This window comes from Ideonella sp. A 288, from assembly GCF_002198735.1.
Taxonomy (GTDB): domain Bacteria; phylum Pseudomonadota; class Gammaproteobacteria; order Burkholderiales; family Burkholderiaceae_C; genus Pseudaquabacterium.
In genome coordinates this window covers 1-16,229 of the sequence record NZ_MWLO01000058.1, presented here as the reverse complement: position 1 = coordinate 16,229, position 16,229 = coordinate 1, and the positions used below count along the sequence as shown (strand labels likewise).

Below are 16,229 nucleotides of genomic sequence, written 5' to 3'. Positions count from 1 at the left end.
GGTGGGCCATCGGGCTTCTGTTCTGGGTTGGGGAATTCCCTTGGATTCTAGGGGTCCGCCGACCGTTGTCGGGCCCCGCACCTTCCGCCCTGGACGCATCCGGAAGGGCCTTTTACCCCAGCGAGTAAGGGGTTCGTAAGAGCCCCTGCCTAATGTGCGGGCTGTCGTCGAATCCCAATTCCCAGGAGACTTGCATGAGTGCTGATGGCCCCACCGAACTGAAGATCTACCACCCCACCGCGGCCCAGGTCGCCAGCGCGCATGTGTCCGGCATGGCCGCCTACGAGGCGCTGTGCAAGGAAGCCGACACCGACTACGAAGGCTACTGGGCCCGCCTGGCCCGTGAGTTCATCACCTGGAAGACACCGTTCACCAAGGTGCTGGACGACAGCAAGGCGCCGTTCTTCAAGTGGTTCGAGGACGGCACGCTGAACGTGTCCTACAACTGCCTCGACCGCAACGTCGAGCGCGGCCTGGGCGACAAGGTCGCCATCATCTTCGAGGCCGATGACGGCAAGGTCACCAAGGCCACCTACAGCGACCTGCTCGCGCGCACCAGCCAGATGGCCAATGCGCTCAAGGCCCGCGGCGTCAAGAAGGGCGATCGCGTCGTCATCTACATGTCGATGAGCATCGAAGGCGTGGTGGCCATGCAGGCCTGCGCGCGCATCGGCGCCATCCACTCGGTGGTCTTTGGAGGCTTCTCGGCCCAGTCGGTGCGCGACCGCGTGCAGGACGCCGGCGCCGTGATGGTCATCACCGCCGACGAGCAACTGCGCGGCGGCAAGCAACTTCCCCTGAAGTCGATCGTCGACGATGCCATCGCGCTGGGCGGCTGCGATTCGCTCAAGACCGTGCTGGTGTACCAGCGCACCGGCGGCAAGATCGCCTGGGACGCGTCGCGCGACGTGTGGCTGCACGAGGCGCTGGCCGGCCAGTCCACCACCTGCGAGCCCGAGTTCGTCAGCGCCGAGCACCCGCTGTTCCTGCTGTACACGTCGGGCTCCACCGGCAAGCCCAAGGGCGTGCAGCACTCCACCGGCGGCTACCTGCTGCACGCGGCACTCACCACCAAGTGGACCTTCGACCTGAAGGACAGCGACGTCTTCTGGTGCACCGCCGACATCGGCTGGGTCACCGGCCACACCTACATCACCTACGGCCCGCTCGCACTGGGCGGCACCGAGATCGTCTTCGAAGGCGTGCCCACCTACCCGGACGCCGGCCGCTTCTGGAAGATGATCCAGGACCACAAGGTCTCGATCTTCTACACCGCGCCGACGGCCATCCGCTCGCTGATCAAGGCCGCCGAGGCCAACGACGCGGTCCACCCGAAGAGCTACAACCTGACCAGCCTGCGCATCCTGGGCTCGGTGGGCGAGCCGATCAACCCGGCCGCCTGGGAGTGGTACTACAAGCACGTCGGCGGCAGCAACTGCCCGATCGTCGACACCTTCTGGCAGACCGAGACCGGCGGCCACATGATCACCCCGCTGCCTGGCGTCACGCCGATGGTGCCGGGTTCGTGCACGCTGCCCTTCCCGGGCATCCAGGCCGCCGTGGTCGACGAGACCGGCAAGGACGTGCCCTGGGGCCAGGGCGGCATCCTGGTGGTCAAGAAGCCGTGGCCCAGCATGATCCGCACGATCTGGGGTGACCCCGAGCGCTACCAGAAGAGCTACTACCCGGAAGACTTCAAGGGCAAGTACTACCTGGCCGGCGACGGTGCCATCCGCGACGCCAAGACGGGCTACTTCACCATCACCGGCCGCATCGACGACGTGCTGAACGTGTCGGGTCACCGCATGGGCACGATGGAAATCGAATCCGCGCTGGTGTCGCACACCGAGCTGGTGGCCGAAGCCGCCGTGGTGGGCCGTCCCGACGAGACCACCGGCGAGGCCGTGTGCGCCTTCGTCGTGCTGAAGCGTCCGCGCCCCACCGGCGAGGAAGCCAAGAAGATCGCCAAGGAGCTGCGCGACTGGGTGGGCAAGGAAATCGGCCCGATCGCCAAGCCCAAGGACATCCGCTTCGGCGACAACCTGCCGAAGACGCGCTCGGGCAAGATCATGCGCCGCCTGCTGCGCTCGATCGCCAAGGGCGAGAAGATCACCCAGGACACCTCGACCCTCGAGAACCCGGCGATCCTCGATCAGTTGTCGGAGAACAACTGATCGTCAGCCAGGGGCCGCTGCGTCGCGCAGCGGCCCAGGAATGAGAAAGGCCCCGCATTGCGGGGCCTTTTTTTGCATCCGGAAGACCCGGAAAGCGGCTTACTTGGCGGTCAGAACCCAGGCGGCCAGCGCCTTGGCTTCGTCGGCGGTGACCTGGTTCGGGGGCATCGGAACCTGGCCCCACACGCCCGTGCCACCCTTCTGGATCTTGTCGGCCAGCTTGGCGGCCGCATCCTTCTGGCCGGCGTACTTGGCAGCGACTTCCTTGTAGGCCGGGCCCACAAGCTTCTTGTCGATGGCATGGCAGGCCATGCAGTTCTTCTTCTGGGCCAGATCAGCGCTGGCAAACGCGGGGCCGGCGACAACGGCGGCCATGGCAACGATCAGAGCAGCATTCTTCATGGTTTCCTTTCGGGGGGGTGGAGTAAAGTCCTGGGACATAACGCAGTTTACGGGGCCCGGTTGACAGCGGACTTGCAAGCCCTGGCTTGCGTTGAGGGGTAACCGACGATGTGGTTCGTGGCTATCGGGTGCGTGCTGATTGCAATCAAGCTCGCCGGAGTGACCGCGATCGCGGTGTGGTCCTGGTGGTGGATTCTGTCTCCGTTTGCCGCGGCGGCCGTCTGGTGGGTCATCGCCGACGCCACCGGCGACACGCAGCGCCGCGCAATGGAACGCGAGCGCAAGCGCGTGGAAGACCGGCGCGAGCGCCACCTGGCGGCCATGGGCCTGGACATCTTCAGCGGCAAGAACCGCAAGCGCCGCGGGTCTCCGCCGCCGAATCGAAAGGCGCCCTGAGCGGCGCACACCGCCCGGGCTGGATCCGGGCAGTGGTCCGCGGCTGGTCTCAGTCGAACTTATCCAGCACCGCGCCAAAGGCGGCGCTGGCAGCGTTCTTGGCAAACTTCGCCAGCACGCCGCGGGTGTAGCGCGGGCCAGGCTGCTTCCAGGCGGCTCGGCGGCGGGCGATCTCGTCGTCCGGCACGTTCAGTTGCAGCAACAGGCGGTGCGCGTCGATGGTGATCGAGTCGCCTTCGTGCACCAGCGCGATGGTGCCGCCTTCATAGGCCTCGGGCGCCACGTGGCCGACCACCATGCCCCAGGTGCCACCCGAGAAGCGCCCATCGGTGATCAAGCCCACCGATTCACCCAGGCCCTGGCCGATCAGTGCACCGGTGGGCGCCAGCATCTCGGGCATGCCCGGGCCGCCCTTGGGGCCGAGGTAGCGCAGCACCATCACGTCGCCGGCCACGATCTTCTTGGCCATGATCGCCGCCAGCGCCGACTGCTCGTCGTCGAACACCCGGGCCGGGCCGGTGATGACCGGGTTCTTCAGGCCGGTGATCTTGGCCACGCAGCCGTCCGGCGACAGGTTGCCGCGCAGGATGGCCAGGTGGCCCTCGGCGTACATCGGGTTGTCGATCGTGCGGATCACCTTCTGGCCGGCCGGCGGCACGTCGGGCACGTCGGCCAGGTTCTCGGCCACGGTCTTGCCGGTGATGGTGATGCAGTCGCCGTGCAGCAGCCCGGCGTTGAGCAGGATCTTCATCACCTGCGGGATGCCGCCGGCGTGGTGCAGGTCGATCGCCAGGTACTGGCCGCTGGGCTTCAGGTCGCACAGCACGGGCACCTTGCGGCGCACGCGCTCGAAGTCGTCGATCGTCCACTCGACTTCGGCCGCGTGGGCGATGGCCAGGAAGTGCAGCACGGCGTTCGTGCTGCCGCCGGTGGCCATGATCACCGCCACTGCGTTCTCGATGGCCTTCTTGGTGACGATGTCGCGCGGCTTCAGGTCGGCCTTGACGGCCTCGACCAGCACCTCGGCGGCGCGCCGCGTGGTGGCGACGATTTCTTCCTCGACGTTGGCCATCGTCGACGCGTAGGGCAGGCTCACGCCCAGCGCCTCGAAAGCCGAACTCATGGTGTTGGCGGTGTACATGCCGCCGCACGAGCCGCTGCCGGGGATGGCCTTGCGCTCGATCTGGCAGAAGTCTTCCTCGCTCATGTTGCCGGCCGAGAACTGGCCAACGGCCTCGAACACGCTGACGATGTTGAGGTCCTGCCCCTTGTACTTGCCCGGCAGGATGGTGCCGCCATAGACGTACAGCGCCGGCACGTTGGCGCGCAGCATGCCCATCAGGCCGCCGGGCATGTTCTTGTCGCAGCCGCCGATCACCAGCACGCCGTCCATCCACTGGCCGCCGACGCAGGTCTCGACGCAGTCAGAGATCACCTCGCGCGACACCAGGCTGTACTTCATGCCCTCGGTGCCCATGGCCATGCCGTCGCTGATGGTGGGCGTGCCGAAGATCTGCGGATTGGCGCCGGCGGCCTTCAGGCCCTCGACGGCGGCATCGGCCAGACGCTGCAGGCCCGAGTTGCACGGCGTGATCGTGGAATGGCCATTGGCCACGCCGATCATCGGCTTGCCGAAGTCGCCTTCGGTGTAGCCCATGCCGTAGTACATGGAGCGGTTGGGCGCGCGGGCGACGCCTTCGGTGATGTTCTTCGAGCGGCGGTTGATGCTCATGCGAGGCTCCTCGGGTGGCGTGAGGGGAAGGCGGGACGGCAGTATCCGGCCCGGCCGATCTGTGCGTCCAATATATTCATGGCTCTGTCTTGATACGCTGGACCAATCAATGATCGAGTTGCGCCTGCTCCGCCAGTTCGTCGCCGTGGCCGAGGAACTGCACTTCGGCCGCGCCGCGGCCAGGCTGCACATGACACAGCCGCCACTGACGCAGGCGATCCAGTCGCTCGAGCGCGCGCTGGGGGCGCCGGTGTTCGAGCGCACGCGCCGGTCGGTGGCCTTGGCACCGGCGGGGCAGGCGCTGCTGCCTCTGGCGCGGCGCCTGCTGGCCGAGGCCGAGGCACTGCCGCGGGTGGCCCAGGCCGCCGCTGCGGGCCTGTCGGGGCAGCTTCGGCTGGCCTTCGTGTCGAGCATCGCCTATGGCCCCTTGCCCGACTGGCTGCGCAGCTTCCGCGTCGCCCACCCCGAGGTGGCACTGCACCTGCGCGAGGCCACGCTCGACGTGCAACTGGAAGCATTCGCGGCCGATGAGATCGACGCCGGCTTCGTGCTGCATGCGCCGGGCGCCGCGCCGGCTGGCTTCGCGGCCTGGTCGGCCCTGCGCGAACCGCTGGTGATGGCGCTGCCAGAGCGCCACCCTGCCGTCGTCGCGAAGCCCGCGCGCCGATCGCTGTCGGTGGCCGACGTGGCGGGCGAGCCCCTGGTGATCTTCCCGAGGCAGATCGCGCCGTCGCTGTTCGATGCGGTGCTGTCGTTCTACCGTGCCCAGGGCGTCACCCCCCGCATTGCCCAGGAGGCGATCCAGATGCAGACCATTGTCAACCTGGTGTCGGCCGGCATGGGCGTGGCCTGGGTGCCCGAGGCGGTGACGCAACTGCAGCGGCCGGGCGTCGTCTACCGACAGGTGACGGGCGCGGCGCTGGCCTGCGAGACCAGCCTGCTGTGGCGCGAGCCGGCCGGACCGGTGGTGTCGCGCTTCGTCGGGCATGTCACCTCGCTGCGGCGACAATCCGGCGCCAGCGGCAAGACACGCTGATCGTCCCCTGCGGCGCGCCACGCCGTCCCGGCGCCGGCGGCGGCGGTGCCGATTCGACCTTCCGGAGTCCGACCCGATGCTCGTGCATCCCCAGTTCAACCCCATCGCGCTGTCGCTCGGCCCGGTGCAGATCCATTGGTACGGCCTGACCTACCTGGTGGCCTTCGGGCTGTTCCTCTGGCTGGCCAATCAGCGGGTGCGCCAACCGTGGTTTGCCGACGCCGGCTGGACGCGCCGCGACGTCGAGGACCTGCTGTTCTGGGGCGTGCTCGGCGTGGTGCTGGGTGGGCGCATCGGCTATGCGCTGTTCTACAAGTTCGATCATTACGCTGCCAACCCGCTGGAAATCCTGGCGGTGTGGAAGGGCGGCATGTCCTTCCACGGCGGCATGCTCGGCGTGATCATCGCGATGATCGCCTATGCCAATCGCCGCAAGCGGCCGTGGCTGCAGGTCACCGACCTGATCGCACCCTGCGTGCCCACCGGCCTGGCCTCGGGCCGCATCGGCAACTTCATCAACGGTGAACTGTGGGGCCGTCCGGCCGATCCGTCGCTGCCCTGGGCCATGATCTTTCCGCAGTCGGGCAGCGACATGCCCAGGCATCCATCGCAGCTGTACCAGTTCGCGATGGAAGGCCTGCTGCTGTTTGCCCTGATGTGGCTGTACGCGCGCCAGCCGCGCAAGACCGGGCAGGTGTCCGGCGTGTTCCTGGTCGGCTACGGCATCTTCCGGTTCGTGGCCGAGTACTTCCGTGAACCGGACAGCTTTCTCGGCCTGAGGGCGCTGGGCCTGAGCCAGGGGCAGTGGCTGTGCGTGCCGATGATCGCAGGCGGCGTGGCGCTGTGGGCCTGGGCCGGCCGGCGGGTAGGATGAGCGCCATGCGCCAGATCTTCCTCGACACCGAGACCACGGGCCTCAGTCCCGAGAGCGGCGACCGCATCGTCGAGATCGGCTGCATCGAGATGGTCAACCGCCGGCTCACCGGCGAGCACCGCCACTACTACCTCAACCCCGAGCGCAAGGGCAACGAGGAGGCCATCAAGGTGCACGGCCTGACCGACGCGTTCCTCGCCGACAAGCCACTGTTCGCCAGCATCGCCGACGACCTGATCGGTTGGCTGGAGGGCGCCGAGATCATCATCCACAACGCCGGCTTCGACGTGGGCTTCCTGAACGCGGAGCTGAAGCGCCTGAAGCGCCCGTTGTTCCACACCGTGGCGTCCAAGGTGACCGACACGCTGGTGATGGCGCGCGAGATGTTCCCGGGCAAGTCGAACTCGCTCGATGCGCTGTGCAAGCGCCTGGAGGTGGACAACACCCAGCGCACGCTCCACGGGGCTCTGCTGGACGCGGGCCTGCTGGCCGAGGTGTACATCCGACTGACCCGTGGGCAGGATTCCCTGGTCATCCACGAGGAAGAGCACCAGCCCGGCTCGCCGCAGGCCGTGCTGGCAGCCGATCTGAGCGTCTTCGAGCTGCCCGTGATCGAGCCCGACGACGCCGAGCTGAAGGCGCACGAAGCCGTGCTGGCCGATCTCGACAAGGCCTGCGGCGGCAAAACCCTTTGGCGACAAGCGGTCGCCTGAAAACGCTGTGGCATAATCCAAGGCTTGCCGCTCGACCAAGCGGCACCCGGGACACCGGGGCGGTTAGCTCAGCGGTAGAGCACTGCCTTCACACGGCAGGGGTCGCAGGTTCGAACCCTGCACCGCCCACCAACAGAATCAACGACTTGCGGCACCTTCGGGTGCCGATTTCGTTTCTGGTGGGGAAAAAATGGGAAAAAGTGGGTGTTGCTGCCGCTCCGATATGCGAGATCAAGAGCACCCAGCGCCGAGCGTCAATGGGCTTGGCGGAGGATGCTGCCGATCCACAGGTACGGCAGATGGGGAAGATCGAGACCTTCAGCCGAGTCACAGATTCGGCCACCAACGATGCCGCGCCGAGATATGACCTCACCGGACCCAGTCAATTGCAGCACTGTCGCATTACTCTGTGTGTAGAGGCAGCAGCAGCAAGACCAGTTTGAGCATCGCTCACCCGCGCGGCTGGAATCGGTGCCCACCTGAGAAGTGATTGCGAAGTCTTTGGTTCGCCACCCCCACTCGGGTACCCGCGTTCCAGAGAGTCCGAGCACCGCGTGCTTCTTCAGCCTTCCCGGGCTCACATAGTGACACCATTTCGCGGGGCGCGATCGTGTCGCGATCGATCCATCATCGTCCGTCCTGTGTAGCCCTACGGGTGCACCCCGAGCGGCGCACCCATCGCCGTTCATAGAATCGTGCACAGGAGGGGGCTGGGCAGTGGCGACGGAGATTCCGCGGGCTAGATCACGACAGGTTCGCCAGACGCATGGGGTCGTCGCGCCTCGGCGCGCCGATGCCTAGCTTCACCACGCCGACCGGGCTGGGCCCGCCGGCGCGGCGTCGCTGCCGCGTGTTCGTCTCCTACGCCCACGTCGATGCGAAGCCAGAGCCCGCGGAATTCCAGGTTAACGGCCTGGTGGGCCGCTTCGTGCACGTCGAACTGAAGAACATCCGGCAGCGCCTGGCCGACAAGGGCATGGTGCTTCACGACGACGAGATCTTCTTCGACAGCGACCGCCTGAACCGCGAACCCCAGTGGAAGCCCGCGATCGAAAGGGCGGTGCAGGACTGCGAACTGCTCATCTTCCTGGTCAGCAGCCATGCCATGGCATCCGACTACTGCATCAGGCATGAAGTCGGACCGGTGGTCGAGCGCATCGCCAATGCTGCCGCAGTGCCCGCTGTGGCCACCATCGTTTTGCGCACACCCACCGATGGCTGGACCGACCGGGAGCTGCCAAACAACCATCGCCTCGGGCAGTTCGCGAGTGGTGGCCTGCCCAAGAACGAGATCGGCAACCTGCTCGCAGTGGCCTCGTGGAGCAACAGGGACGAGGCCTGGAGCAGTGTCAGCCGCGACCTGTTCCCACTGATCGAGACCACCCTGTTCCCCCACTCGACGATCACGGCCCCGTCCAGGTCGACACAGGCCGGCGCCGATCGGCAGCCGCTGACCACCGTCGACCTGCCACTGCCCTACCTCTGCAACCAGGAGCCGCTGACCCGGGCCTTCGAAGATGCGGCTGACGAGTGGCAGCGCGGTGGCGCGAAACACGCGATGCTGGTGCTGCTGGCCGGAGGCCACAACGACGCCCCCGAGCACTTCGCCCGCCGCCTGCAAAGGCACCACCTGCCCCGGCGCCTCAAGACCATCGGCGTGGCCGTGCACACCGATCGTCCGCCGCCCTTGTTGAAGTGGCCGCAGGCCCCCGCCGCCGGCACAACCCTGCGCCACAGCATGCCGCTGCTGCGCGCCCTGTTCGAAGCGCTGGACGATGACCTGGTGCCGCGATTGGCCGTCTGCACCGAGTTCGACCAGGCGGCGCAAGTGCTGTGCGAGCACCTGCGCGCGCGAACGCATGCGGCCGTGCTGATGGCCTGGTTGCCAGACCGGGACCTCGGGAAGGATCTCCCAGCCCTGCTGCGCTTCATCGACGCGGCCCGTCCCGAAGGGCAGGAGCTGGCCCGGCTGGTGTTGATCTGCGTCGGCGAGGCCCGGGGCAGCGTCTGGCCGCGCGCCGTTCGCAAGTCGTCGCAGGCGCTGGTGGCCGCGCTCGAGCCAATGGCCGAGATCGACGTGGCGGCCTTGACGAAGTGGCACAAGGAACATGGCCTGCATGAGCGCGTCGACCTGGACCGCTGCGAGACCCTGTTCCATCAACTCGCCCGCGCCGGCCGCATGGGCGCGCGCGAGTTTGCCCGGCACTTCCAGACCTTCTGCGAGGGCCTGCGTTCCGGCCCCGAACCGCGCTGAGCCCGCCCTTGGAGCCCCTGATGACCCGCTTGATCACCAACCCCGACGCCGCTCGCCGTGCCCCGCCGCGCATCCAGCCCCATCCCGAGCACTACGTGGCCGACCCAGCACTTGCGCGTGCCGTCGACGTGGCACTGACACTCGGCATGCCGCTGCTGGTCACCGGCGAGCCCGGCACCGGCAAGACCCAGCTCGCCTACCGCCTGGCCTGGGAATTGGGCGTAGAGCCCCTGCGCTTCGACACAAAGTCCACTAGCGTGGCGAGCGACCTGTTCTACCAGTTCGACAGCGTGCGCCACTATTCGGCCAGCCAGTTGGCCGCCGTCAGCCACAAGCGGCTGCCGCGCGCGCAGGATGCGATCACCTACGTGGCCCTCGGCTTGGCCGTGCTGCGCAGCCGCAGCTGGTCGGCGAATGAAAACCTGGTCTCGCCCACCCAGGCGATGGCCCTGCGCGGGCACGAACCCTCGCGCAGCGTGGTGCTGATCGACGAGGTCGACAAGGCCTCGCGAGACTTCCCGAACGATCTGCTGAACCAGCTCGAAGACTTCGCCTTCGACGCCCCCGAGATCGGCCGCTGGAAGGTCGGCGCTGCACCGCACCTGCGACCCATCGTCGTCATCACCAGCAACTCCGAAAGGCAGTTGCCCGAGGCCTTCCTGCGCCGCTGCGTCTACCACCACATCGAGCTGCCGAAAGACGCGGCGCGCCGCAGGGCCTGGGTCGACGAGATCCTCGCGCAGCATTTCGCCGGCACCGCCGTGGCGGCCGCCGCCGGCAGCCCCGCCGAGCAGCAGGCCACCGCCTTCTACTGGGAGATGCGCGACCGGCCCGAGCTGCTGAAGAAGCCCAGCACCTCCGAATTGATCGAATGGCTGCGGGCCTTGCATAACGCCAGAATAGACTGGCAGCGTGCGCTGCAAGCGCAGGCCGACAAGGTGCGCGGCACGCTGGGTGCATTGCTCAAGACCAGCGACGATCTGTCGCGCGGCCAGGCCCGCTGGAGCTGAACCCGGCCGCGCATGAGCGACCCTGCCGTGCCGCTGCCACTGGATGACTGGCTCTACCAGGCCGCCGCGCGTGGCCTGCACGCCGGGCTGCACGAGCGGCTGGCCGCGCACGAGCTGCTGCGCCGCCTGCACGCGCAGGGCCGGCTGCCCGCGGGCGAGACCGAGCAGCGCCGCCTGCTCGCCCCGCTGCTGTGCAGCACGCCAGAGCAACAAAGCCTGTACGCGCAATGGCTCGACGAGTCGCAGCGCACCACGACGCCTGCCGGCAAGGCGCCGGAGACCGAGACCCGCGCACCGCCGCAACACGACGGTGTTGCGGCGATGTTCGCGCTGCTGCTGGCCGCGTTGGTGTGCTGGGGGGCATGGCTCGCCTGGCAGCGGGCCTACAAGCAGGACATCCCGACGCCCGCGTCGGCGGCGTCGGCCCCGGTCGTCCCTGCCAGCGGGGGCCTGCGGATCGAACAGCCCAGGTTCACCGCCGAGCAGCCGCTGCCCATCATCGTGCCGCAGCATCCGTTTGCGGCCGACCAGCCCGAGCTGCCAGCCTGGGCGGTCGTGTTGCGCCACGCATTGACGGCGGTGGCGGTCTTGTCGGCCCTGTTCACCGCCTGGCGGCTGTGGCGGCACTGGCGCAGGCGCCGGCTGTATGTCGAGGCTGGCAGCGCCCCCACCGACCGCATCGAACAGCACACGCTGCACGACCCCCTGGCGCGCCCGCTGGCGCCGAGCCCCCATGTGCTGGTGCCGGTGGCGCGCAGCCTGCGCCAGCGCGTGTTGAGCGATACACAACTGCTCGACGCACGCGCCACCATTCGCGCCACCATCCGCCAGGGCGGCCTGCTGGCGCCGCAGTGGGCCAGGCGCAGCGCCACACCCGAGTACCTGGCGCTGATCGATCGCGGCGGCCCGCACGACCAGCAGTCGCGCTATCACGAGGCGATGGTGTCCGCGTTGCAGGGCCGCGGCGTCGTCGTCGAGGTCTACTTCTACGACGCCAGCCCCGCGCACGGTTGCTGGCGACTGCGCGGCGCGCCGGGCAGCGAGGGCCGAGCGCGCCACGACAGCGTGCCGTTCGCCACGTTGATCGCCCGTCATCCGCGCCACCGACTGCTGATGTTCGGCGACGCGCGCGCAACCGTGCAAGCCGACAGTGGCCAACCCGCCGCCTGGACCCAGGCCGTGGGCGCGCTGGGCCAGCGCGCCTGGTTCACGCCGCTGCCGGTGGCCAGCTGGGGTGCGGTGGAAGCCTGGGTCACCGACAGCCAAGGCCTCGATTTCCTGCTGCTGCCCATGGAGGCGGCCGCTTTGCAGACGCTGGCGCAATGGCTGGCCTCGGGCCGCGCCGAGCTGCGGCAGGATCCGGCCGCACCGTTGCGCTACCCGCCGATGCTGCAGGGCGACGGCGCCGCCTGGGTCCACCGCCAGGTCTCGCCCCCGCCTGAGGTGGTCGACCAGTTGCTGCATGAACTGAGCGACTTCTTGGGCCCGCATCGCATGCACTGGCTGTCCGCCTGTGCGCTTTTCCCGTCGCTGTCCTGGCCGCTGACGCTGGCCCTGGGCCGCAAGCTTCAGGCAGCACGCGAAGGCCCGGCCAGTGAGCCTGACGACGCCGAACTGGCGCTCGGGGCGGGGGCGCTGGGCGCACTGCCCTGGTTCCGCCATGGCCTCCTGCCCCATTGGCTGCGCCTACCGCTGATTCGCCGCCTGCCGCCGGCACTCGAGACGCTGCTGCGCGACGAGTTGATGCAGCGCCTGGAGCGCGCCGCCAACCCGGGTGGCGACGAGATCGCTCGCGTGGCCCGGTTGCGCGGCTTCTTGATCGGCGCGCGCGGCGAGTGGGCGGACCTGCTGTTGCTGCGCTTTCTGGAGCCGGCGCTGGCACCCCAGCTAGCGCAATGGCTGCCCGACAAACTGCGCCGTTGGCTTTTCCCACACGACGCCATCCTGCTGGGCCTGCGGCGCAGCTGGGCCTGGGCGGCGGCGCTGCCGATGCTGTTTGCGCTGCTGTGGGTGCCCTCGATCTGGAAGGCCGTGCACCCCGAACTTGGGCTGCCACTCCGATCGGCCGCGGCCGACCCGCGACTGGGCGCGGACGGCATCGCGCTGGCGCGCAGCCCGGACGGACAGTTCAGTGTGGAGGCGCGACAGGGCCGCAACATCGTCACGATCGATTCTGCGGACGGGTCGTCGGGTCGTTCGATACCCTTGTCGGCACCGCTCGAACTTCTCGCTGTGGCGCGCTGGGCGCCAATGGCCATGGCCGTGTTGAAGGGGCAGGGCTTGCAGCCGCTCGATCTCAGCCGTGGCGTAGTGCAGCCTGCCGGTGGCCTGATGCAAATGGTGCTGGCCTCGGCGGCCGCGATGCGAGCTCAGGGCGACGGCCTTGCAGTCGGCCTTACCGACGGCGAAGTGTTGCGCCTGCCCTTCGGCCAATCGTCGGTGCAGCCCGCCGAGCGCAGGCGGATCCACGAGCGTCCCGTGCGCGCGCTGGCTTGGCGCCCGGATGGCCAGCAACTCGCCAGCCTCGACGAGGCCGGCAGCGTGCAGCTTTGGGACGACGGCAACGCCGCCACCGGCACCCGGCTCCCACGCGATGCCGCGCGCTCGGGCACGCTTGGCTACAGCGCCGACGGCGCGACGCTGGCCATCGGCCGGCGCAATGGTACGGTCGAACTGCTCGACGGCCGTACCGCCGTGACGCTGGGTGACCTGCGGGCCATCGCTCCGGCCGAGGTGCAGGCGCTGGCCTTTTCAGACGACGGCCGGCGCCTGGCCGCCGGCATGGCCAACGGCCAGGTCGCGGTTTGGGACATTGACAGCGGCCAGCCGCTGCTGCACCTGGCCACGGCGGCTCCGGCCGTGCGGGCGCTGCACTTCGGCGCCGACGGCCAGACCCTGCTGATGCTGGGCAGCGACGGCCGCGCCTACCGCTGGGGCCAGGCGAGCCAGCTGCCCCAGGTGGCGGTGCTGGACTGCGACGGCCCGGCCCCGGCCGAATGGCTGAGCCTGCTGGCGCGCCAGGTGAGCGGCCAGCCCGACGTGCGACCCTTCGCCATCAGCCCCGCGCTGTGGACCGCCTGGCGCCACGGCCCGTCGCTGCCGGTGCCACGCGAGCTGCTGGTGCCGGCGGGTGCCGAAGGCGAGGCACTTGGCCAGGCCCTGCTAGGCCAACTGCCCACACGGCCCGGGGAGCCGGCCTGGACGCTGCGCGCGGTGAGCGGCCTGCGCACCGCCAGCCTGAATGTCTGCCAGACGGTGGCACCCCCCGAGCCTGCCACACCGGCGGCACAGGCCCAGCCGCGGCTGGACGCCACCGCCTGGCCGCAGCAGCGCGCATTGCCCGAGCGGCGGGCCCTGCTGCGGACGGCGTTGGCGCGCCTGGGGCCGGTCGGAACCGAGCAACTCATCGCCGAAGGCGATCTGGTGTCCGACCTGCAGCCGGTGGCGCTGGCCCAGGCCATGGCATTGGCCACTGCCAAAGACCCGGGCCGGCCCGACGAACGCTCGCCAATCACCCAGGCCCTGCGGCTGGCGCAGGCGGCGTCGCCGGTGACCTTGCAGCGGCAGGCGGCCGAACTCTACCGGCTCATCGATGCCGCACAGGGGCTCGGCCCCGTCGCCCAGCGCGAAAGCGCGGGGCTCGCGCAGCGCCTGCTCGCGGTGCGCGGCCTGCGGCCCGAGGTGCGCATCACGCTGACCGACGCCACGCGCCGGCCGGCGGCCAACACGCTGCGGCAGGCCTTGCAGGTGCTGGGCTTCACTGTTCCGGCCATCGCGGAGCCACCGGCCGCCGGCGCCAGTGCCGCCAGCGAGTGGCGCGTGATGGGCCGCAGCGACCAGGGCCTGGCCCGCTGGCTGGCGACGGCCAAGATGTTCGCGCCGCTCGGTCTCGCCGACCTGCCGCTGCGGCACGTGGCCGATGCCGGCAGCGCAGCGGCCGTGGACCGCTACGAAGTCGTCATCGCCGCCATGGCCGGGCTCCCGCCCATCCCCAACGGTGCGCGCTTCCAGGATTGCCCCGACGAGACCGTGTGTCCCTGGCTGCGCGCGATCCCGGCGGGCCAGTTCACGATGGGGTCGCCGGACGATGTTAAGGGAGGCCGTCCCCTCGAAGGGCCCGCCCATCGCGTGACGATCGGGCGCTTTGCGCTGATGGAGGCCGAGGTCACTCGGGGGCAGTTCAAGGCCTTCGTCGACGAGACCGGCTACACAGTTGCGGGAGGATGCTTCACTTGGACAGGCGCCAAGCACGAGCGCAACGTGGCCGCCGACTGGCGTGCCCCAGGCTTCGATCAGACCGACAGCCATCCGGTGGTGTGCGTGAGCTGGAACGACGCCCAGGCCTACGCCGCATGGTTGAGCCTAAAGTTAGGGCACGCCTTCCGCTTGCCGACCGAAGCCGAATGGGAGTATGCGGCGCGCGCCGGCAGCCGTACACGCTACAGCTTTGGAGACAGTGACGCCGACCTGTGTCGCTATGGAAACGTGGCTGACGAGAGCGCCAAGGCCAACCTCCCGGAATTCGACACTGCGCCATGCAACGACGGCCAGGTGTTCACCGCCTCGGTCAAGCAGTTCGCCCGAAATGTCTTCGGCCTTTACGACATGCACGGCAATGCTTGGGAGTGGGTTGAGGACTGTTGGCACAACCGCTTCGCCGGGGCGCCAGCGGACGGGAGCCCCTGGGTGGAGAAACCCTGCGCCTTTGATCGCCGTGTGCTGCGCGGCGGCGGGTGGGTCAGCATACCCGTATTCACCCGCTCCGCTGTCCGCGACGGAAACGTCCCCGTCTACCGCGACGGCAACCTCGGCTTCCGTTTAGCTCGGACACTTTCACCTTGATTCGTTACATGCTTACCGCCACCACGGAGGCACCGACGGACTAGAGCCCGAGCGGGGGTGGGGGGCGAAGCCCCCGCCCGCGCGTAAGAACATTCATTGGGCTAGCAGGCTGCATCCCCAACCCGGGTAGCGGATCGAGCCGCCCCAGGCCCTACTTCCGGAGTCCAGGGGGTTGAGCGAGCGGCCATGCAGGCCGCTATCGGTGTACGAGCGCTGACTGAAGGCTGATCGGCGTAATGAATTCAGCGTCACCCCGATGCCTGACGCGTTCCTCGCAAGCGGCGCTGCAACATGCAAACGCGCAACTTGATATGGTCGCGCGTAGTCCTGTGGACTGTTCTTGGATGCGCAGCGCTGAAGGTCCAAAAGAAAAGCAATGTGTCCATGTGTCGGCACCTGCCTCGATTTGAGCTATGCGCCGACAATTCGGTGAGCCACTGAATCCGGGTGCCATTCGCTGATGGCGCCGCGACTTCTGGTCCCAGGCCTGGAGCACGAATGTTTCGGTGTGTGACTCAGGCCTCGATCGGCGTCAACGTAGATGTCCCTGGGAGTGTCCCCGCTCCGCGGGGCCGGGCTGTTGCGCTGCGCGTCGAGCCGCTGTCAAAGGCCCAGCGTCTCGCCCCTTGTCGGGCGGCCATCCCTCACGCAACCCAGTCAGGCCGGCGTTGCCGGCAGGGATGATGACAGCGGCCCGTTCCCGTGCCCGGGGATCGCGGGCTTGGGTTCCTTCACGCTGCGCGTGAACGACGCCCGCTCGACGAACTGACCGGCGCGCAGCGATCGAAGCGCAGCG

The 16,229-nt window shown here is 68.6% G+C and carries 10 protein-coding genes and 1 tRNA gene; 9 read left to right on the top strand and 2 right to left on the bottom strand.

The genetic code is table 11. The features are described 5' to 3' along the window. Positions 1-272 precede the first annotated feature (272 nt). Positions 273-2,174 carry an acetate--CoA ligase gene (acs, locus tag EOINJALH_RS03250; RefSeq protein WP_404872729.1) on the top strand — a complete coding sequence of 634 codons (1,902 nt, stop codon included), beginning with the start codon at positions 273-275 and terminating at the stop codon, positions 2,172-2,174. Between the two features lie 99 nt (positions 2,175-2,273). Here the strand turns inward: acs and EOINJALH_RS03245 are convergent, their stop codons facing one another. Then, positions 2,274-2,576 (bottom strand): c-type cytochrome, encoded by a 303-nt coding sequence (locus EOINJALH_RS03245; RefSeq protein WP_088278875.1) that lies wholly within the window; start codon positions 2,574-2,576, stop codon positions 2,274-2,276. A 108-nt stretch (positions 2,577-2,684) separates the two neighbouring features. On the opposite strand from EOINJALH_RS03245, the gene EOINJALH_RS03240 reads away from it, so the two are divergent. Continuing rightward, positions 2,685-2,972 carry a TIGR04438 family Trp-rich protein gene (locus EOINJALH_RS03240; protein WP_088278874.1) on the top strand — a complete coding sequence of 96 codons (288 nt, stop codon included), beginning with the start codon at positions 2,685-2,687 and terminating at the stop codon, positions 2,970-2,972. Between the two features lie 49 nt (positions 2,973-3,021). Here the strand turns inward: EOINJALH_RS03240 and ilvD are convergent, their stop codons facing one another. Then, positions 3,022-4,704, bottom strand: a complete 1,683-nt coding sequence (ilvD, locus tag EOINJALH_RS03235) for a dihydroxy-acid dehydratase (protein WP_088278873.1) — start codon at positions 4,702-4,704, stop codon at positions 3,022-3,024. A gap of 109 nt (positions 4,705-4,813) precedes the next feature. On the opposite strand from ilvD, the gene EOINJALH_RS03230 reads away from it, so the two are divergent. From EOINJALH_RS03230 to EOINJALH_RS03200, 7 genes are all read left to right on the top strand, one after another. Then, entirely contained in the window at positions 4,814-5,740 is a 927-nt protein-coding gene (locus EOINJALH_RS03230; RefSeq protein WP_199873138.1) for a LysR family transcriptional regulator, read from the top strand. A 76-nt stretch (positions 5,741-5,816) separates the two neighbouring features. After that, positions 5,817-6,614, top strand: a complete 798-nt coding sequence (gene lgt, locus EOINJALH_RS03225; RefSeq protein WP_088278872.1) for a prolipoprotein diacylglyceryl transferase — start codon at positions 5,817-5,819, stop codon at positions 6,612-6,614. Positions 6,615-6,619: 5 nt separating this feature from the next. Continuing rightward, positions 6,620-7,327 carry a DNA polymerase III subunit epsilon gene (gene dnaQ, locus EOINJALH_RS03220; RefSeq protein WP_088278877.1) on the top strand — a complete coding sequence of 236 codons (708 nt, stop codon included), beginning with the start codon at positions 6,620-6,622 and terminating at the stop codon, positions 7,325-7,327. 57 nt (positions 7,328-7,384) lie between these two features. Then, positions 7,385-7,459, top strand: a tRNA-Val gene (locus tag EOINJALH_RS03215). Between the two features lie 661 nt (positions 7,460-8,120). Next, positions 8,121-9,581 carry a toll/interleukin-1 receptor domain-containing protein gene (locus EOINJALH_RS03210; RefSeq protein ID WP_144289839.1) on the top strand — a complete coding sequence of 487 codons (1,461 nt, stop codon included), beginning with the start codon at positions 8,121-8,123 and terminating at the stop codon, positions 9,579-9,581. A gap of 20 nt (positions 9,582-9,601) precedes the next feature. Next, positions 9,602-10,591: a MoxR family ATPase gene (locus tag EOINJALH_RS03205; RefSeq protein WP_088278870.1), complete on the top strand. Its 990-nt coding sequence runs from the start codon at positions 9,602-9,604 to the stop codon at positions 10,589-10,591. A gap of 12 nt (positions 10,592-10,603) precedes the next feature. Next, positions 10,604-15,433: an SUMF1/EgtB/PvdO family nonheme iron enzyme gene (locus EOINJALH_RS03200; protein ID WP_088278869.1), complete on the top strand. Its 4,830-nt coding sequence runs from the start codon at positions 10,604-10,606 to the stop codon at positions 15,431-15,433. Positions 15,434-16,229 lie beyond the last annotated feature (796 nt).